Origin of the sequence: Winogradskyella sp. (assembly GCF_965228925.1) — a bacterium.
Lineage (GTDB): Bacteria > Bacteroidota > Bacteroidia > Flavobacteriales > Flavobacteriaceae > Winogradskyella.
Genome location: NZ_OZ245845.1, coordinates 710,003 through 728,488, shown reverse-complemented (window position 1 = coordinate 728,488; position 18,486 = coordinate 710,003). Strand labels below are relative to the sequence as shown.

Below are 18,486 nucleotides of genomic sequence, written 5' to 3'. Positions count from 1 at the left end.
AAACTTAGGAGCCTTCTTCCAAAATACGCTCAACAAAGGCTCTTATAGTATTGAGCTTTTTATTACTTCGACAATCATTGTTAACAATGATGGTTTTGTTAGACTTACCAAAATAATAAAGGGTTGCGTTAGTCTTATTTACTGTTTTTTCGGTGCAGGTATAAGTTGCTCTAAGTACAAGCGGTTTTGCTTTAGCAATGAGTTTTTCTAATGACTTTAACTCAGATTCTGATAACATTAAAGACTTAGAATAGGTTTCTGCGCCATTTTTAAGTTTCTGTAGACTGTAAGAACCATCTGTAAAAAATAAGATGTTAACGGATGCTTCATTCGATACGATCTTGGCCGACATGAGTATTTGAGTGTCTTTATCAACATTTACTTGTGGTGAAAAACTTGATAATACAAATAGAATTAAAAGGAAGAGAATTGGGTGAGATTTCATTTTAGATGGTATTTAATGTAAGTATTGAACAATGGTTAGAGACGTATCGATATCTATTCGTTTTTTCGAATCGATGTATAACGATTATCTACAAAACATGGTTAAATATACTCAAAAAAATCTAAAATGAATAATTATTCATTATCGTTTTCGCGAATGGCATTCCAACACATGGCATAGCAGAGATGTTTCACTTCTTCATTGGCATCTATCACTTCCTTAGTGGCCCGAGCTGCTAAATGCTTCATAAAGCCAAGAATTAAAGCAATGATTATATCATTATCTATTGGTTTAACTATGCCTTTTTTCTTTGCTTCTTCTAAGGTTTTATGCAAATAGGACATGCTATCCTCTTCTAGCGTTTTGTTTTCTAACGATATCAGGGGGGACAACTCGAACTGTTCTATGAAAACCGCTTTATTGTTATTAGCAACATGGTATTCAAATGCAACTTCCCATAGTCTAAAAAGTTGAACTTGAATAGGAAGATGCTCAATTTTTCCCATTACGGAAAATATACCTTCGGATTTCAAATTTTTATAAACTGCGTTTAAGAGGTCTTTCTTGTTTTTGTAATAAAGATATATAGTACCAGCCGCTATTTCCGCCTCTTTTGCTATCAAAGACATTTTCAATCCGGCAATTCCAACTGTTGCAGTCAGACGCACTGTAGCATCGAATATGGCCATTAATTTATTTTCATCTTTGGTTCTCATTGTTATAAATGAATTTTTATTCAATCTTAAATTACCGAATAGTCTCCTTTTGACTTTGATGGACCAAAATTATAATTTAAAACTGAAAGTTGAAGTAGGTAGTGAAAATCTATTCATAACCACATGATCATTTTGAATACATTGACCTAAAATGGAAAAAAATTCCATATAAGAAGACTGATGACATAACCAACTGCTATGAGGAGGGCTGTAAAGTCCTTATCGGAACCGTTTTATTATGTTGATTGAAGAACATCAATACAACAATAATAAAAAAGATGACCGCACCAAACATAAAAACCATGGTGTCAACTTTTTCAAAGAGCATACCGCCGATGATTAGGCCAAACATACTGGCAAAACTCCCCATGGATGTACCATAACCTTGAATAGCCCCTTGCGTTCTTTTACTACCCAATCCCGATAACATTGCTAAAAAACTCGGCCACATTAAACCATTACCAAGTGATAATAAGGTGTTAGCGCCATATAAAACAAATAAGTTTTTATAAGACAATAAAACAAAACTCAAGGCCAGTAACGACGCACCAATAATGACTAGGGATTGACTAGGCATTCGTTTTGAAAGTACAGTTAATAATGGGCCTTGAACAAGGATCATTATTAGACTCGAATAGGCCAAGAAAACTCCCAGATCAATGGCCGACCAGTCAAGTATACGGCTTGCATAAATAGGCAGGCCGGCATAAAACAAACTAAAAGCAAAGAAGGTGAAGAAGTAAATGGCATATAAAACCGGTACGCCTTTAATCTTTACGACTTGCTTAAAACCCTTTCCTGATTCTAGTTGCGTTTCTTCACTTCCTTCTGTATAACAATCTTTATGTTCCACTTGAAAAAAGCGACGGATATTTTTAAACGACACGCCTTTGGTATCTACGATACAGGGGACACTTTCTTTAAGTCGAAAATTGATAACGAATATGGCAACTAAAGAAATTAGAGCCGCTAATAATAATGGTAGGATTTCACCGAGTAAGGTGCTTGCCAGCAAACCGGAAAATGCAGGGCCAATAACAAAGCCCAAACTTGTAGATGCTCCCATCTTTCCGAAATTTCGATTGCGATCTTCATCCGTGGAAATATCGGACATATAAGCATTGGCTACTGAAATATTGCCACCTGTAAAGCCATCAAAAATGCGCGCCAGAAAAATAATGATCAATGGTAAGGTCATGATATACTGTCCTGTAACAGCATTGTTTTGTTCCCATAATTGGATTTCTGGCAACATAAAAGCCAAAAGAAATAAAGACCAAGCCAAGAAGGTGCCTATTTGCGAAATGATCAATACTTTTTTTCTTCCAATGCGATCCGATAGACGACCCAAAATGGGTGCACCAATAAACTGAAAAAGGGGGTATGTGGCACCAAGAATACCATAAATAAAACCGTTTCCACCAAAATCGGTAACTATAAAAATGAGTATTGGAATGACCAAACTATAGCCCAATATCCCAATAAAATTGACGAGTAGGATTGGAAATATATTGGACTTAAAGAATGCTATCAAGTGGTTGGCATTTAGGATTTGTTTAAAGATAACTAAAAAAACGACCTCAAAGCTTTGAAGTCGTTTTAAACTATGGTTATTTGAATACTTTGGTCCAAAAAGGAACCAGAACATAGACCATTAAGGGCACCAATATCAAGGTTAATACTAAGGTCCTTATTGTAACCGGAAGTTGGTTTAGGATATCACCAAACACTAAAAGTATTCCTGTGATGGCTGGATAGATGGCTATCCAGATAATCAATAGGGGTTTCAGCTTTTTCATGAGCGTTGAGCTATTAAATTGTAGGAAGCCAAATTTTCCTTGAGGTGCTTTTCCGATGACGTTCCAGGAATCGAAATGACATTTGGGGCATAATCTAACAACCATTTTAATGACATTTGATTGATGGTTTGCCCATGTTGTTGTGCCATTTCAATTTCAGATACATCCCAAGCATTTCTAGCCACTGGCGTATGGGCGATGAATGCGATATTTTCCGAAGAGGTTTTATCTACTACAGATCTATAGCGTTGGTCCTTTAAACTAAAGGCATTTTGAACAGCATCGATTTTGGCTACAGCTTGTGCACGTTCTAAAAGTTCGAGCGTTACATTCGAAATACCGATATGTTTGATTTTACCTTCTTTTTGAAACTGCGCTAAGGCACCTACTGACTCTTCGATGGGAATGTTGGGATCAACACGATGCAAAAAATACATATCAATAGTGTCTCTTTCCAATCGTTTTAAGCTTCCCTCAATAGCGGTGCGCAAATAATAAGGATGTCCATTGGCCATCACGGCGCCCGGTTTGTATTTTACGGCCCCGCCTTTTGTAGCAAGCATAACCTGATCCCCAAATGGTCTAAGGGCTTCTTGTACGACTAATTCTGAGGTGTAAGGCCCATAAGAATCAGCAGTATCGATAAAGTTGACACCATTTTCAATGGCTGTTCTAATCACTTTAATAGCCTTGGTTTTATCTAGGGTATCTCCCCAAATCCCAGTACCAGTGCTAGCGCGCATGGTACCAAAACCTATTCTATTAATTTCAAAATCTCCGAGTTTAAATGTGTTATTCGTTTTCATGATATACTGTGTTTTTAATTACAGTACAAATGTCTAACGAATGCCATGCGTTTTTATGGTGAAGAATTAAGAAGAAATGGTAAAAATTCCAGTTTTTCAAATAACAAGTACATTATTTACGATATTTTGATGGAGAAATACCAGTTTTTAACTTAAAGAACTTTGTGAAATTTGAAGGATCCTGAAACTGTAAGAGGTAGGCCACTTCATTGATGGCCATGTCTGTGTTGTTGAGCAATGATCGCGCTTCGAGGATGATGCGGTCCGAAAGGATTTCTTTTGGTGTCTTTCCAGTTACTTTTTTAAGGACTTCCCCCAAATAGGTGGCATTGATGTTAATCCGTTCAGCAATTTCAGAAATGCTGAGCTGCCGTTCTATGTCACCATGGGTTAATTGGTATAAGTGTTCTTCAACAATCTGTTCAAATTGTTTTACAATACGATGCTGTTTGGATGTATTTTGATTTTGGTAGAGACGCTGGTAGTGCTCTTTGGATTGCAGTAGAATAAGTTCCAAAAGGGCCTTTGCTTTTTCGAAGCGCATAACACTATTGGAGTAACTGATCCTGTAGAGATGTTCAAACATAGCCTCTGTTTCAGACAACAAACCTGCTTCCAATGGTATTACCACGTTTGAAATAATCTTAAAACCTTCAAATTGGGTGACCAACTGTTTTAGAGTGGGATGGTTCTCAAAAAAAGGGTCCATAAAAACGATTACGTAACCTTCCCAATCCGAGAGGCGATTATAATAGCGCAAATGTTGCGGTGCCTGAAAGTAAAGGCTGCCACTGGTGATGTGATATTCGGACAGTCCAATTTTATATTTGGCTTCACCTTTAGTCAATAGAATAATAGAATAGGTATTGCTTCTAAAAATGCTGGTCTCCTTAATCCAAGTATTTGGTGTATCTGAAAATTTATGAATGTGAAAATCAGAACTCAAAGGAGTTACGGTCTTCAACCCCTTAAGTAATGAAACAATATCTTTATAGTAGCTGGTATTAGTTTTCACTGTATTAAAATAGGGAATAACTAGGAGCAAAAAAAGCAAGTTCAGGTATTCGGAGCGGAAAGTTGTCATTACTTTTTTAATGACAGTGTAACTATAGTCAGTATTTAATCGTCCTAATAACTGACAACCAATTGCTCTATAATTGACACATGAAAGATGTATTATCTGATATAAGACCTCCTATTGCCTTAAGAAAAGGAGAGTTTTTAGCGCCCCAGTATAAAACTACCGAGTACGAAGGACTATCTATTGGAACTACGGAATATGCCTCTTCCGTCGATACGGGTATTTGGCATTTTCATGAGAATGCCATGTTGAGTTTTGTGCTTTATGGAAGGAATGTAGAGCATAAAGGTTACGGGTCTGAGTTAAGAACCATGGGGTCCATCAATTTTTACCATGCCTTTGAGCCACATAAGAACGACTATATCGAATTCCCATCAAAACACATTAGTGTAGAAATAGAGAAAGACTTTCTTAAGAAGTATGACTATACGGAGAGTGATTTGGAACAAGCTGTACATAAAAGTCGTTTACCCAGTCTTACTTTTCTCAAATTACTAAGGGAGTTGTCCATTCGAGATGATGATTCGAATGAGGCTTCATTTATGATCTTTACAGAATTTATAGAACAGGCATTAAACGGTTATGACTTGGAAAAAGTTCCTGATTGGATGCACAAAATAAAAGAAGTATTAAATGACCGATGGGACGAGCATATATCCTTAGAAGAACTGTCCAATATATCAAATATTCATCCGACCAATATCTCAAAATACTTTAGAACCTATTTTCAGTGTACTTACGGTGTATACAGGAGGCAATTAAAAGTGGCAAGGGCAACAGAATATCTAAGAACAAATCGCTATTCTTTAACCGAGATTGCATATCTCTGTGGTTTTTCGGATCAGAGCCACTTCACCAGAACATTTAGGGCAATGACGGGATATAGACCAAAGGACTATATAAAATTGTAGTTACACCAATTTCGTTCAATTTTCTCTAAAGGCGTTTCACTTAATTTGTCAAAAAATCAATCCAATGAAAACAAGACGATTAATTAAGGCCAGTGTATGTTTAATTCTATTTTGTTCTTGCATAAGCTGTAATTCTAAAAAACGCAAAGCAGATAGTGCGTCCTCAGAATCTCGAACAACTTATTTTAATTCTGAATGGGTAGATAAAATTGTCGAAGCTTATCAATTGATGGGTGATGGACCTTCCATCGAGGCAGCAGATAAATTATTTGAAGCTTCAGAGCTCATGCCAAAAAAGAATTGGGAAAACTACTTATTCTGTGCTACTATTTACGCTCCAAACGGAAGCCTTGATAAGGCATTTATGGCTTTTGAACGCGCCGTCGAAGCAGGTATGAGAGATATTGAATTGCTACACTCCTTGCGTGAACTGGACACTTTAAAACCTGATAAAAGATGGGACGGCTTTGTGAACAAAATAAATTCCAATGCCAAAACCTATCGCGATCATATTTCAAACCCTGAAGTTCTGCTAGCTCTTGAGCACATGTGGTCTGAGGATCAAAACGTGTTAAGGCGTTACGAAGCGCAGGTTAGGTCCTTTGGAGATAAGATTACAAAAGTCCAAAACGATAGTCTCTTTCAATCGGTTATTGAGCAATGGATCATAAATGGGAATAGATTAGATAGTATTGTTGGGCAATACGGATGGCCCGGTAATACTATGGTAGGTGAAGACGGTTCTAAGCTAGCTTGGGCCATACCACAACATCATCCTAATGTATTTTACAAAAAAAAGTGTTTGTCGCTTATAAAGGCTTGCGTTGATAAAGGGGATTGTAATCCCAATCACTATGCCGAATTGAGCGATCGCATCGCTAGGGATCTGTGGCAAAAACAAACCTATGGTTCGAGCATGTCAGATAAGGCACCTTACCCTATTATTGATGCAGCCCTTGTGAATCAAAGACGCTATCATTTAGGCTTGGCAGAACCCGTTGAAGTGTACGCTATTTATCATGGCTTTAGTTACAAGTCACCTACCATTTCTGAAGCCAAAGACATGGCTAAAATCGCTTATTTGGAGGCACAGGAGAACCTAAAAACATTTAAGAAAATGCTAAATACGCATCAAGCGGATTCGGCGCGAGCCTATCTCACAAAAGCTATAAAATCGTATGGGAATGTTTCTAATGATCAATTATACCAAGCCGCCGTAGCACTTGCAATGACAGATAAAGATACATTTGACGACTTAAGCTTTAAAATTCTAAAAGTCCTGATTTGGAGGGCGTGGGAAGGCAGAAATATGATAGCAGAGGATGGGGCATTTGAGAGATTGAGACTATTGCCTCAGTGGAGTAGTATAGAGCAGTTATTAGAATATTAATAAATCGAGATGATAATTGAAGATACAAACAAAAGTCTTTGATAATGTCTAAAACTACTGTTTTAAGCATATTCCATATACTTATACATCAAGGAATAATAACGTCAATGATTTATGAATAAGGATTATAGGAGTCTTCTATTTTCTTTAAGTGGTAGGAAAAGACACTTATTATTTATGATCTTTTACCAGTTTTTTCAAACAAGAAATGCAATATCGTTTTTACTTGTTTATCAATATCCTTGATTTTTAATATGGCGTAAATCAAACTCCTTTTTTTTCCATCTGTTAATGTACTAAATTTCGATTTTGCCTCTTCATCTTGGTCTAAAAGAACTTGCAATACTTCCGGAATATCAACTCCTAATTGATCTGGATCTACTTTTATGATATAATCAATAACATCTCCAAGCTTTTTATCAAGTGTCTTCAGATATTTACTAGCAAGAATAATAAAAAAATTACCATCGCCTAGATGGTTAAGGCCACATCTATAAGATACAATTTGATCAATTTCACAAATCAATCTGGTTTTTCTTTTGTGGGGAAACTGCTCAACTATTGAGGCTTCTATTTTTAAATAATAATAGCCACCTTTTCGTTTTTCAAGTTGTTTTATCGTTTGTTGCCCTTCGTAAGATGTCATGCTTTATTTTCAACGTATTTTTTTAATCCGGCTAAATCTTTTAAATGCATGCCATGGGTCCATTTTATAATCCCCAATATATGAGGAAATATATGACTGGGTCTTTTTAGGGTGTTATCAAAGTAAAGCATAACATTGGTATTATTGTTATCTCTTTCTTGAAAATAAAAATGCAATCTAGTGTCTTGTTCAAATGGTGCCTTACTTGTTAAATAGAAACTCACTTTTTCATTGTCTTGTAAGTCTGTTACTTCTTGGTAGCCAAACTGTTTTCCATTTTTAAGATAGACCGTTTGAGCTCCTAATTTACCATCAACATTTTTTACTGCGCATTGTGATTTGGTTGCTTTCGGCCAAGCTGACCACGCCATTAATTGCTCTTGATACCTAACAGCATCATAAATAGAATGAATAGGGGCATTTATCGTTACTTCTTCAACATATTGAATCTTTGTTGGAAGCTTCGCATTTAGGACCAACAAACTAATAAATAGGCTCATACCTATTGTTAAGAGCATAGTTGTTATCATTTTAAGTAGTTTTTGTTCAACAAAATTATACTTAACATAATTTCTATTTTTTGCCATAGGACAAAAAATTAATCTCTTTTTGCTCTTAATCTACTTAGCGAACTTTGTGTAACTCCAATAAAACTAGAAATGTATTTTAAGGGATACTTGTTTAACCAATTTTTTTCTGCTTCAACTCTTAAATAGCGTTCTGTAGCATCTTCACTTTGAAAAGAAATAATGTTTCTGCTCATATTCGCAAAAGCTTCCTCTACAGTGCGGCGAAGAAGGGTGTTATATGCGCTAGATTTTCTTGCTAAGGCATTACTTTTTTCTTTTGTAATTACATAAACTTGCGACTTCTCCATACTTTCGATAGAAACTAGAGCTGGAGTTTGATTGAGATAACTATCTAATTCTGTAAATATTTGACCTTCTGTTCCTAACCAAACGGTGTATTCTTTGTCATTTTTCCAATAGTATAACCGCACAGAACCACTCTCGATAAAAAAATATTGATTGCAAATATGATTCTGCTTCAGAAGAAATTCTCCCTTTTCAAATAAAACTAAAGTTAGCTTATCATAGATCTCTGTAATCTCTTCTTCAGTTCCCTGAGATAATCTTTTTATTTCAGATCTTAGGTTATTCAATAGAATCTAATTTAGTCTTAAATTTAAACTTTTAGAGTTAATAGTAGATTTTATTTTTTGAAAATCAATATTCAACAAAAGCAACAATCTAAAATTATGACAACTCTTCAGCACTCAATGTTTCACCTTCTCGCGGCAAATCGTATTGAATCCATTCGTTATTAAGATGAATGTCTAGAGAATCTAGTCTGCCAGGCCCTACATTTTTATAGGCATGGGGAATATTTGCGGGTCCAATGACCAAATCTCCTTCTTTGGCAATAAACTGCTTGTCTCCAACAGTAAATTCTGCAGTTCCTTCTAGAATATGAAAGATTTCATCGTAAGGGTGCATGTGTAGATTTGGCCCTTCTCCAACCTTATCAACAGCATATCGTATAACGACGACATCGGCGCCATAGGCATGACCTTCTAGGACACCTTTTGGTGGGTTTTGTTGTTTTAGCCATTGGTCTTTTGATATATGTACGGGGTTTATTCTCGATTTTTTAGGCATGATTTTAATATTTAAAATTATTTGTGATTATTATTTACCTGACTTAACGCTGTTAAATACTTTGGTCCAAAACGGAATTAAAATATATACCATTAAAGGAACTAAGATTATGGTCAAAATAAAGGTACGAAGCAAAATGGGTAAGTGATTTAGATATGTTCCAAAAACCAATAGTATTGCTGTTATCGCAGGATAGATGGCTATCCAAACAATAAAGGATGTTTTTAATTTTTTCATGGTTATTTTCTTTTAATGATCCTTAATTAATATGATGTAAAATTAAGGCTGTTATTAGCTGTTAACTCAACCAAAAACAAAGAAGAGATGACCACTTTTAAGTATTGCGCAGTTGACGGGGTGTTTTGCCGGTTTTATTCTTTACAAAACGCACAAAATGGGTAGGATTATCAAAGTGTAAATCGTAAGCAACTTCGCTAACTGTTTTAGAGGTTTGAAGTAATAAGGACTTTGCCTCTTGAAGTTTTCTATTATGAATAAGTTGTAAAGCTGTATTTCCAGTTAAGCTTTTTACCACATAATTTAAGTGCGTAGGATGAATGGACAACTGGTTTGCAAATTCCTTTACGGATTTAAGTACATTCTCTTTTTCCGTGCCATATTGCTGTTCAATAAGTGATTGAAAATCCCTAAGAATCCGTTTGTCGGAATCTTGGGATACGTCTTGCGTCCCCAACTTTGCTTCATATAGGTTTTTAGATTCTAACAGTAAGATGTTGAGATAGGATCTAAAAATATCTTCCTTATTAGGTAAATCTTGTTCTGACATCATGATGATGTTCTCACAAGTGTGCTTCAGATGTTCGCTTTCTTGTGGCGTGATGCTAATGCTCATTGAGGCATTTTGGGTAAAAAACGGAAAATCGGAATGTAGTTTATTCTTTTTATGCACTACTGAATAGAAATCCGAGGTAAAATAGATGATGAAGCCAGTCATAGGTGCAATACTTTCCCAAGATTGAATATGGCCTTCACCTGAAAAAAACAAGGTGTTATTTTGAAGATGCCCTGTATTTTGATTGTTGTGCATATCAATTTCACCGCTCAGAATAAGCATGATTTTATAGAATCGTTTTCGATAAGGTGGCATTTTTTGTGGAATCACCTTCGCAGAATCTTCTAATCGGCCAATGGCAAATCCGTTAAAAATTGGGCACTCGAAATTGATAAAGTCAAAGTACTCCTTAATAGTGGATAAAGTGTAGATACCGTCTATTTTCACCCTTAAAAGATAATGTTTTTTCCAATAAAAACAGCGACCTTCATTACTGAATTGCCGCCGTTTCCATCCAACACTAAATCAATTTTATACTGTTGATTTGAAAGTTATCTCAAAGCCTACACAATTTTTATCTGTCACATTGAGCATTGGTTGAAAGCAAAATATATTTTGATTGAAAGCACAGTGCGAAGCAGTCGAAATGTCTTATAAGTAGCTTAAGATTCTTCGACTTCGCTCAGAATGACAGTATTCAAGGTTTTGAGATAACTTCATTAGATATTTTGAGTTGTTATTTGGATTCCGCCAATTTCATAGTTTCAAATTGTCTGTTCAATTCGTCTTCTGATACGACTTCCCAGCCACCACCTAAAGCTTTGTAGATGGCTATTAAGGATGTGGCCGAAGCAATTTCACTTGCAGCTAATCTATTTTCTGCTAATAGTAATGTATTATCTGCGCTGAGGTAATCGATAAAACTATCTAAACCTGCATTAAAACGTTTTCTGGCGATATCAGTGGCTTTGGCACTCGCTAAAGAGGATTTTCTCAACGTTTCTCTTCGCTCCAATTCATTGGTATAATTGGTCATTGCGGTACTGATTTCTTCCAAGGCTTCCAAAACGGTTTTTTCGTAGTGTTGCAACAGTGCTAAGGTTAAGGCATCCTCTTTTTTAATCTGTTGTTTTACGCGTCCAAGATTAAAAGCCGCCCAACTGATGCTTGGGAAAATGCTCCAAGTAAAAGACTCATTATTTCCAAAGTTTGAAAAGTTAACCGCTGAAAATCCTATGGAGCCACCAAATCTGATATTTGGATACAATTCAGCGACGGTAATATTATACTTCGCAATCTGAACTTGTAATTCGGCCTCAGCACGCTTGACGTCTGGACGTCTTCGTAATAAGTCAGTCACATTGCCTATAGCCACACTTTCTGGAAGACTAGGTAATGGTTTTTTGTTAATGATAGCATTATCTAGATTCCCAGGGGCCTCTCCAATCAATACACTGATGCTATTCTTTAAGGCTTCAATTCTCGCTTTTAATGGCGGAATCGTAGCTCTTGTATTTTCCAATTGTGCTAAGGCTCGCGATACATCTAATTGATTGCTGGTTCCAGCCTCAGATAAACGAACCGTCAAGTCATAGGTGTCCTGTTGTCCTTTAAGATTACGATCGGCAATATCTAATTGATATTGTGCCCCTCGTAATTCGATATAATTTCTAGCGACTTCAGCAAAAATACTAACATACACGCCTTGAAGGTCGTTCATAGCCAATTGCTGATTGGCCAAAGTCCCTTTAATTCTATTCGATACACGACCAAATACATCGGCTTCCCAGAAGGCATCAAAACTAGAGTTATAGGTGGTGAAGGTTGGATTGGCTCCAGGCACAAAGATGTTTTCTCCTAACCGTGTTCTGGTGACATTACCATTGGCTGTAACCGTTGGTAATCTATCGAGTTTTGTTTCTTTAACCAGTGCTCTAGAGGCATAAAAGTTAGCAATGGCAGCATTAATATCTAGATTGTGCTGTCTTGCTTTTTGAATTAATGTATCCAAAATAGGATCGTTAAATTCGCTCCACCACGCTGTAATGGTTTCAGTACTTGTAGTTTTGAATACAGAATCTTGAGAAATGTTCTGTAAATAGGTGTCGTTAATGCCAACGTTGGGGTTGACTTCAAAATCCCTTTTGGTAATTCCACAGGAAACCAATATTAGGGATAGTATGGTTATTAGTGTTAGATGTCTCATGATTTCTATGTTTTTGTTTGTTGATACAAATTTCGGTCTAAAAGGGTATTGGCTGTTAACCAATACCACTCTTTAAATGACCAAAATCTAATATGACGCAATGGCCATTTCAAATTCCTTCAGGCGCAAAGGTTTATTCCAAATAGGACTCTCAGGATCTTGAAGTTTTGAGCGGGATAAATTTCCTAAATCGTATGGTTGAAATCCCGTTTCTTTAATTAAACGTGTTACTTTTAGCTTATGCGCACTATGATCTCCAGAGAGTGGCATAATCAATAGACCATCTTTTCGATTTGACTCTGTTTCCAAATATTTAGACCATAATGTGGTAAAAGATTTTATTATGTTTGTTTTGGGTAATCTATTTTGCATCCACTCACCAGCGGTGATGTTTTTAGGTATTGGTCTAGCATATCCACTTTCGGTTTTAATCAACGGATTAGTGGCGTCTATAACTATTTTGTCATCTAGATGTGTTTCTATTTTTTCCAAGGCTTGATCAATAGTTTTATAATTCACAGCTAAAAGGATGATATCGCCGAAAGCAGCAGCTTCCTCAACCGAACCTGTTTGGGCGTTTTCCCCAGCATCTTCTGCTAATTTTTTTAGTTTTTCGGGATTTCTAGAGCTAAACATTATATTATGTCCTGCTTTTGCCCAGTATTTGCCTAATAACCCGCCAATAGCTCCTGAACCAATAATTCCAATATTGTAAAATGTTGTTTCCATAATTTCTAAGTTTTAATTTCTTAGTACAAATTTCAAAACAAAAGGGTGTTATTGGCTAACCCAAAGCACCCTTTAAATGATCAAAATCTAATATCTATACGGTTTGGATGTGTTGAGAGATAATTTCAACTTCTTTAGGTTCAGAATTAGTTGTGTTTGACTTTTTTGAAGTTAAACGTCTTCCCAAGTAATAAAATACTGGTGTTAAAAAGATTCCGAATAAGGTCACACCAAGCATTCCGCTAAATACAGCTATACCTAAAGACACTCTTAGTTCAGCACCTGCACCTGTCGCAATGGCTAAAGGTACTACACCTAAGATGAATGCCATTGCTGTCATTAAGATAGGTCGTAATCGCAGTTTTGAAGCTTCAATGACTGCTGTTCTTAAGTCCTTGCCTTGGTCTTCTAATTGTTTGGCAAATTCCACAATCAGAATGGCATTTTTACTAGCGAGACCTACGAGTACTACGAGTCCAATTTGAACCATGATATTATTATCTAATCCCGCCAAGTCAATTCCTAGCATTGCAGACAATAATACCATTGGAACGATAAAGATGACGGCTAAAGGTAGCACTAGGCTCTCAAATTGGGCGGCCAATAATAAGAATACAAAAACGACGGCTAATAAGAATGCGATAAAAGCGGTATTACCTGTTTGTTTTTGTTGGTAAGCCATTTCTGTCCATTCAAAAGAAATACCTTGAGGTAAAACTTCTGCTGCTAAGGCTTCCATGCGGTCTAGCGCTTGTCCAGTACTAAAACCAGGGGCGATATCACCAACCAATGATGCTGATGGGTATAAATTAAACCTGGGAATTCTATTGGGGCCTGCAATATCTTTTTGAGTACTTATGGTACCAAGCGGGACCATTTCGCCTTGATTGTTTCTTACCTTAATTCTAGAAATATCATCTGGTGTTAATCGGTTTGGTGCATCGGCTTGAGCGGTCACTTGATAAGTTCTACCTAGGTAGTTGAATTCGTTGACGAATGCTGATCCTAAATACACTTCTAAAGATTGAAAAACATCAGCGACATCAATACCTAATTGTTCTGCTTTAACGCGATCGATATCTAAATAAAGTTGTGGGGTTTGGTTATTAAAAAAGGTAAACACACTATTTAATGCAGGGTCTTGATTTGCTGCTGCAGCCAATGCGTAGGTGGCGTTGATCAATTCGTCTGTACCGAGATTAGCTCTGTCTTGTACCATCATTCTAAATCCTCCTGCATTACCAATACCTCTTACAGATGGTGGTGGAATGACGACCACAAAAGCGTCATCTACCTGAGCCATTTTTCCACGAAGTGTCGCCAATAGATCATTATATCCGATGCCTTTTTCTGTTCTGACATCAAAGTCTTCAAGAGTTACAAATATGGCAGCGGCATTAGAAGCGTTGGTAAAGGAAGCTCCATCGAATCCTGTAAACGATACCGCGGTTTCTACGCCATCAACTTCTAACAGTACATCTAAAGCTTCATTGACCACTTTATCCGTTCTGGATAATGATGATCCAGGTGGTAACTGAATGGCTGTGATAAAATATTGTTGGTCCATGGCTGGAACAAATCCGGAAGCTACACGATTGAATTCAAATCCTGTAAAAGCAATGAGTCCACCATAAACGACCATGACCATGGCGCTTGTTCTAACCAGTTTACGAACACTATTGCCGTAACGGTTAGATAAGTTTTCCATGAAACGGTTGAACCCATCGCCTAGAAACTTAAAAGGTCTTACCAATAGTGGTGTCTTTTTATTGGGGTCATGAGTTTCGTGCTTCATTAGTAAGGCTGCCATTGCAGGACTTAAGGTCAATGACACGAATACCGAAATGGCAGTGGCTACAGCGATGGTTAACCCAAATTGCTTGTAGAATTGTCCTGAAATCCCTTCTAGAAAAGTTGTTGGGATAAATACGGCTATGAGTACTAATCCAATAGCTACTAAGGCCCCACCAACTTCATCCATTGTTTTACGCGCAGCGTCTTTAGGTGATAAACCTTGTGCCAAGTAACGCTCCATATTTTCTACGACAACGATGGCATCATCAACGACAATACCGATCGCTAAGACAAGTCCAAATAAGGTTAAATTATTTAGTGAAAAACCTAAAGCTTGCATAACGGCAAATGTTCCAATAAGCGATACAGGAATGGCGAGTATTGGTATAATGGCGGCTCTCCATGACTGTAAGAACAATAGGATGACGAATACGACAAGAATGATGGCTTCAAAAATGGTTTTGTACACTTCGTCAACAGATTTTTGAACAAATTCTGTGGGATTGTAAGCGATTTTATATTCTAAATCTTCAGGGAAGTTTTTAGACAGTTCCACCATTTTGGCTTGAATCTCAGCTGCGGTTTCTAAGGCATTCCCTCCAGGTTGTTGGAATATAGGCATGGCGATAGCTGGGTCTTTACCCAAATAGCCTTTAGTCGCATAGTTTTGTGCGCCTAATTCTACACGACCAACGTCTTTTAATTGAACGATACGCCCATTGTCTCCTGACTTAATGATAATGTTCTCAAATTCTTCAGTAGTAATTAGTTTTCCTTGAGTTTGAATGTTGATTTCAAAAGCAGATTGACTTCCTGAGGGTAAAGTGTTTAAAGTTCCACTTGCTATTTGAACGTTTTGCCCACGAAGTGCTGTCAATACTTCACCGGCAGTCATATCTAAATTGGCAATGCGATCTGGATCTAACCATATGCGCATCGCGTATTCTGCAGCTCCAAACAACTGAATATCTCCAATACCTTTAATACGAGCTAATTCGTCCTTTAGTTGTAAGGTGGCGTAGTTACCAATATAAGTTTGATCATAAGTTTTATTAGGGGAGTACATATTTACCACCAATAAAATATCTGGTGAAATTTTCTTAGTAGTAATACCTAATCGTCTGACGGATTCTGGTAATCTTGGTTCTGCAATAGCGACACGGTTCTGTACTTGAACTTGTGCCTTATCTAGGTCTGTTCCTAATTCGAAAGCGACTTGCAAAGTAACTCTGCCATCGGCAGCAGATTGTGAGGTCATATAGATCATGTCCTCAACACCATTGATTTCTTTCTCTAATGGTGTTGCAACAGTTTCAGAAAGTGTTTGTGCATTGGCTCCTGGATATGTTGCTACCACTTCAATAGTTGGTGGTGCTACATCTGGGAACTGAGATACTGGCAAAGATACGTAGGCCAATCCACCCACAATGATGATCAGGATACTAAGTACCGCTGCAAAAATGGGTCTTTTAATAAATGTGTGACTAAATTTCATGATTTCTAATGTTTTAATGTTGGAAAAGGGTATCCTGGCCTCTCTCTTTTTTGCTATTAATCGAAGTTAACAGAGAGAGGAAAAAAGGACACCATATGTTTTTGTTTGTTACTCTACGTCATGGAGGGCAAGCGTGTTATTCTCCTGGCTTAGAGAAGTTTCAATAGGACTAACAGCGACTCCAGGTCGAATCTTTTGAATGTTATTCGTGATGAGTTTATCATCAGGGTTCAGACCTTTTCGGATTATACGTAGACCGTTAGTATGTAGTGGTCCAAGTTCTACATTTTTAGTAGTAACCGTATGGTCTTCTGTGAGGACATATACGAATCTTACAGATTGATTAGTTCCTATGATTTCTTCAGGGATCATAATGGCCTCATGTTCGGCGCTTCCTAATAATCTGGCTTTACCAAACATTCCTGGTTCTATAAGTCCATCTTTATTTTCTAAAGTTGCTCTACCTTCAATGGTTCCTGTGCTTCTATCGATTTCATTATCTACAAAATCCATAACGGCCTTATGCGTATAGTCCGCTTCGTCTTGTAATTTTAATAACACTGGATTTGCAGTTGATCGAGACGATGCGCGTTCTCCACTTTGGGCTAGGCGTGAATATTTTAGGTAGTCTGATTCGCTGCCCTTAAAGTAAAAATGTATAGGGCTGGTGGCAACGATGGTTGTTAACAAGGTTGAGTTCGAAGAACCGCCGTCGATCAGATTACCTTCATTTACCATATCTCGGCTTACGCGACCAGAGATAGGTGCTTTTACTTTCGTAAATTCAAGATTTAACTTAGCGTTATCTACTGATGCTTGTGCCAATTGTAAAGTTGCTTTAGCACCTGCTAAGGCTTGTTTTCTGCTGTCGTATTCTTCTACTGAAACCGCTCCAGATTCGCGTAATGATTTCACACGGTCAAAGTTATCTTGTGCAATTGTGAGTCTTGCCTGAGCTTGTCCATAGCTAGCTCGGGCTTGGCTTAAAGCAATTTTAAACGGTCTTTGGTCAATGGTAAATAACACATCACCTTTGTTAACGGATTGTCCGTCCTTAAAGCTGACATTTTCAATGTATCCACTGACGCGCGCTCTTACCTCTACACGGTTGCTGGCCTCAAATCGGCCTGTATATTCGTCCCATTCCGTAATTTTTTCAAATACTGGGAAGGCCACTTCTACGGGTAAGGCCTGAGCAATAGTTGCAGTTGTTTCGGTTTTTTCTTCGTTTCTGGTCATTGCAACCGCAAGGATTGCAACTACGATTAGTGCAACAAGTAGTCCTACTTGTTTTACTAATTTACTTGTGTTTAGATGTAGTGTTTTCATTTTATAATAATTTTTTCTTGTTATTAATATTTGATGGTACAAATGTATTTCCGATAGCCTCTTCATGGTTAACCAAAATCAAAGCGTAAATGACCAAAATTTAAGATTGTGCGTTTTAGCATTGAATTTGGTCATTTTTTTGAGCTCAATTCAATGATTGGTTCCTAATGCTAATCGTACTTCGTCTAAATAACCATTAAAGGTTGAGGCTCTAAAGCTTTTGTATATACGCTCGAGTTGGTAATCGCTGACAGTAGCTTCTAACAGCGGTATTTTCCTAAATAAAACCGATTTAAAGACGGCTAATTCGTCAGCTTTTTTCGCCGCTTTTTTAAATACTTTAAGAAGGTCTGTACTGCTTATAGTCAATGAAGCATCTATAACAATCATTTTGGGGTTCTGTCGAGATGCTCTTAATAGCCTTCTGTAATTGAACTTTTTATGTTCAATCAGTGAATTCACCAACAGGTATGCCGTGAAATCCTCCAATGTTTCAATGACCCTAACATCTTCTGTTAGTACAATCGCTGAGGTTTGGGAAGTTGTTGTTTTATGTTGTGAATAACTATTGAAGCTCATCAATAAAATAATCACAATGAAGTGCTTAAATGTAAGATACTTGGTTTCCATATTACTTTGTTTTTATCCAATACAAAGTTATTTAGGGAAGTAAGCTTTAGAACGACCA

Annotated in this window: 19 protein-coding genes; 2 read left to right on the top strand and 17 right to left on the bottom strand. The window is 37.1% G+C overall.

What is annotated here, in order from left to right; translation table 11 throughout:
* Positions 1-4 precede the first annotated feature (4 nt).
* The 6 genes from ACO052_RS02865 to ACO052_RS02840 all read right to left on the bottom strand — a co-directional run bounded on the left by ACO052_RS02865 (position 5) and on the right by ACO052_RS02840 (position 4,781).
* Positions 5-445, bottom strand: a complete 441-nt coding sequence (locus ACO052_RS02865) for a hypothetical protein (RefSeq protein WP_422106512.1) — start codon at positions 443-445, stop codon at positions 5-7.
* 134 nt (positions 446-579) lie between these two features.
* Positions 580-1,161, bottom strand: a complete 582-nt coding sequence (locus ACO052_RS02860) for a TetR/AcrR family transcriptional regulator (protein ID WP_422106511.1) — start codon at positions 1,159-1,161, stop codon at positions 580-582.
* Positions 1,162-1,357: 196 nt separating this feature from the next.
* Complete coding sequence (locus ACO052_RS02855; protein WP_422106509.1) at positions 1,358-2,695, bottom strand: MFS transporter; 1,338 nt, start codon at positions 2,693-2,695, stop codon at positions 1,358-1,360.
* A 76-nt stretch (positions 2,696-2,771) separates the two neighbouring features.
* A complete protein-coding gene (locus tag ACO052_RS02850; RefSeq protein ID WP_422106508.1) occupies positions 2,772-2,960 on the bottom strand; it encodes a hypothetical protein in 189 nt (62 codons plus the stop codon).
* Positions 2,957-3,766 (bottom strand): aldo/keto reductase, encoded by an 810-nt coding sequence (locus tag ACO052_RS02845; protein WP_422106507.1) that lies wholly within the window; start codon positions 3,764-3,766, stop codon positions 2,957-2,959. Before ACO052_RS02845 ends, ACO052_RS02850 begins: the two co-directional genes overlap by 4 nt.
* A 112-nt stretch (positions 3,767-3,878) precedes the next feature.
* A complete protein-coding gene (locus ACO052_RS02840; protein WP_422106506.1) occupies positions 3,879-4,781 on the bottom strand; it encodes a helix-turn-helix domain-containing protein in 903 nt (300 codons plus the stop codon).
* A gap of 149 nt (positions 4,782-4,930) precedes the next feature.
* On the opposite strand from ACO052_RS02840, the gene ACO052_RS02835 reads away from it, so the two are divergent.
* Both ACO052_RS02835 and ACO052_RS02830 read left to right on the top strand, forming a co-directional pair.
* Positions 4,931-5,758 carry a helix-turn-helix domain-containing protein gene (locus tag ACO052_RS02835; protein ID WP_422106505.1) on the top strand — a complete coding sequence of 276 codons (828 nt, stop codon included), beginning with the start codon at positions 4,931-4,933 and terminating at the stop codon, positions 5,756-5,758.
* Between the two features lie 64 nt (positions 5,759-5,822).
* The gene (locus ACO052_RS02830; protein WP_422106504.1) at positions 5,823-7,148 is read left to right on the top strand and encodes a DUF6624 domain-containing protein; all 1,326 of its coding nucleotides are present in this window, start codon (positions 5,823-5,825) and stop codon (positions 7,146-7,148) included.
* Between the two features lie 175 nt (positions 7,149-7,323).
* Here the strand turns inward: ACO052_RS02830 and ACO052_RS02825 are convergent, their stop codons facing one another.
* The 11 genes from ACO052_RS02825 to ACO052_RS02775 form a co-directional block, all read right to left on the bottom strand.
* A complete protein-coding gene (locus tag ACO052_RS02825) occupies positions 7,324-7,794 on the bottom strand; it encodes a YdeI/OmpD-associated family protein (RefSeq protein ID WP_422106503.1) in 471 nt (156 codons plus the stop codon).
* Complete coding sequence (locus ACO052_RS02820; protein WP_422106502.1) at positions 7,791-8,381, bottom strand: SRPBCC domain-containing protein; 591 nt, start codon at positions 8,379-8,381, stop codon at positions 7,791-7,793. Before ACO052_RS02820 ends, ACO052_RS02825 begins: the two co-directional genes overlap by 4 nt.
* An 11-nt stretch (positions 8,382-8,392) precedes the next feature.
* Entirely contained in the window at positions 8,393-8,956 is a 564-nt protein-coding gene (locus tag ACO052_RS02815) for a Crp/Fnr family transcriptional regulator (protein WP_422106501.1), read from the bottom strand.
* Positions 8,957-9,050: 94 nt separating this feature from the next.
* Positions 9,051-9,452, bottom strand: a complete 402-nt coding sequence (locus ACO052_RS02810; RefSeq protein ID WP_422106500.1) for a cupin domain-containing protein — start codon at positions 9,450-9,452, stop codon at positions 9,051-9,053.
* Between the two features lie 30 nt (positions 9,453-9,482).
* The gene (locus ACO052_RS02805; protein WP_422106499.1) at positions 9,483-9,689 is read right to left on the bottom strand and encodes a hypothetical protein; all 207 of its coding nucleotides are present in this window, start codon (positions 9,687-9,689) and stop codon (positions 9,483-9,485) included.
* Between the two features lie 97 nt (positions 9,690-9,786).
* A complete protein-coding gene (locus ACO052_RS02800; RefSeq protein WP_422106498.1) occupies positions 9,787-10,692 on the bottom strand; it encodes a helix-turn-helix domain-containing protein in 906 nt (301 codons plus the stop codon).
* A 289-nt stretch (positions 10,693-10,981) separates the two neighbouring features.
* On the bottom strand, positions 10,982-12,451 hold the full coding sequence (locus ACO052_RS02795) for a TolC family protein (protein ID WP_422106497.1): 1,470 nt from the start codon (positions 12,449-12,451) through the stop codon (positions 10,982-10,984).
* An 87-nt stretch (positions 12,452-12,538) separates the two neighbouring features.
* Positions 12,539-13,180, bottom strand: a complete 642-nt coding sequence (locus ACO052_RS02790) for an NADPH-dependent F420 reductase (protein ID WP_422106496.1) — start codon at positions 13,178-13,180, stop codon at positions 12,539-12,541.
* Between the two features lie 94 nt (positions 13,181-13,274).
* A complete protein-coding gene (locus ACO052_RS02785; RefSeq protein ID WP_422106495.1) occupies positions 13,275-16,469 on the bottom strand; it encodes an efflux RND transporter permease subunit in 3,195 nt (1,064 codons plus the stop codon).
* Positions 16,470-16,577: 108 nt separating this feature from the next.
* Positions 16,578-17,798, bottom strand: coding sequence for an efflux RND transporter periplasmic adaptor subunit (locus ACO052_RS02780; protein ID WP_422106494.1), 1,221 nt, complete (start codon positions 17,796-17,798; stop codon positions 16,578-16,580).
* Between the two features lie 150 nt (positions 17,799-17,948).
* Positions 17,949-18,428, bottom strand: coding sequence for a hypothetical protein (locus ACO052_RS02775; RefSeq protein ID WP_422106493.1), 480 nt, complete (start codon positions 18,426-18,428; stop codon positions 17,949-17,951).
* Positions 18,429-18,486 lie beyond the last annotated feature (58 nt).

Coding starts and splice junctions, on each gene's coding strand:
- ACO052_RS02865 (WP_422106512.1), bottom strand. CDS start 445: ATGAAATCTCACCCAATTCTCTTCCTTTTAATTCTATTTGTATTATCA.
- ACO052_RS02860 (WP_422106511.1), bottom strand. CDS start 1,161: ATGAGAACCAAAGATGAAAATAAATTAATGGCCATATTCGATGCTACA.
- ACO052_RS02850 (WP_422106508.1), bottom strand. CDS start 2,960: ATGAAAAAGCTGAAACCCCTATTGATTATCTGGATAGCCATCTATCCA.
- ACO052_RS02845 (WP_422106507.1), bottom strand. CDS start 3,766: ATGAAAACGAATAACACATTTAAACTCGGAGATTTTGAAATTAATAGA.
- ACO052_RS02835 (WP_422106505.1), top strand. CDS start 4,931: ATGAAAGATGTATTATCTGATATAAGACCTCCTATTGCCTTAAGAAAA.
- ACO052_RS02830 (WP_422106504.1), top strand. CDS start 5,823: ATGAAAACAAGACGATTAATTAAGGCCAGTGTATGTTTAATTCTATTT.
- ACO052_RS02825 (WP_422106503.1), bottom strand. CDS start 7,794: ATGACATCTTACGAAGGGCAACAAACGATAAAACAACTTGAAAAACGA.
- ACO052_RS02820 (WP_422106502.1), bottom strand. CDS start 8,381: ATGGCAAAAAATAGAAATTATGTTAAGTATAATTTTGTTGAACAAAAA.
- ACO052_RS02810 (WP_422106500.1), bottom strand. CDS start 9,452: ATGCCTAAAAAATCGAGAATAAACCCCGTACATATATCAAAAGACCAA.
- ACO052_RS02805 (WP_422106499.1), bottom strand. CDS start 9,689: ATGAAAAAATTAAAAACATCCTTTATTGTTTGGATAGCCATCTATCCT.
- ACO052_RS02795 (WP_422106497.1), bottom strand. CDS start 12,451: ATGAGACATCTAACACTAATAACCATACTATCCCTAATATTGGTTTCC.
- ACO052_RS02790 (WP_422106496.1), bottom strand. CDS start 13,180: ATGGAAACAACATTTTACAATATTGGAATTATTGGTTCAGGAGCTATT.
- ACO052_RS02785 (WP_422106495.1), bottom strand. CDS start 16,469: ATGAAATTTAGTCACACATTTATTAAAAGACCCATTTTTGCAGCGGTA.
- ACO052_RS02780 (WP_422106494.1), bottom strand. CDS start 17,798: ATGAAAACACTACATCTAAACACAAGTAAATTAGTAAAACAAGTAGGA.
- ACO052_RS02775 (WP_422106493.1), bottom strand. CDS start 18,428: ATGGAAACCAAGTATCTTACATTTAAGCACTTCATTGTGATTATTTTA.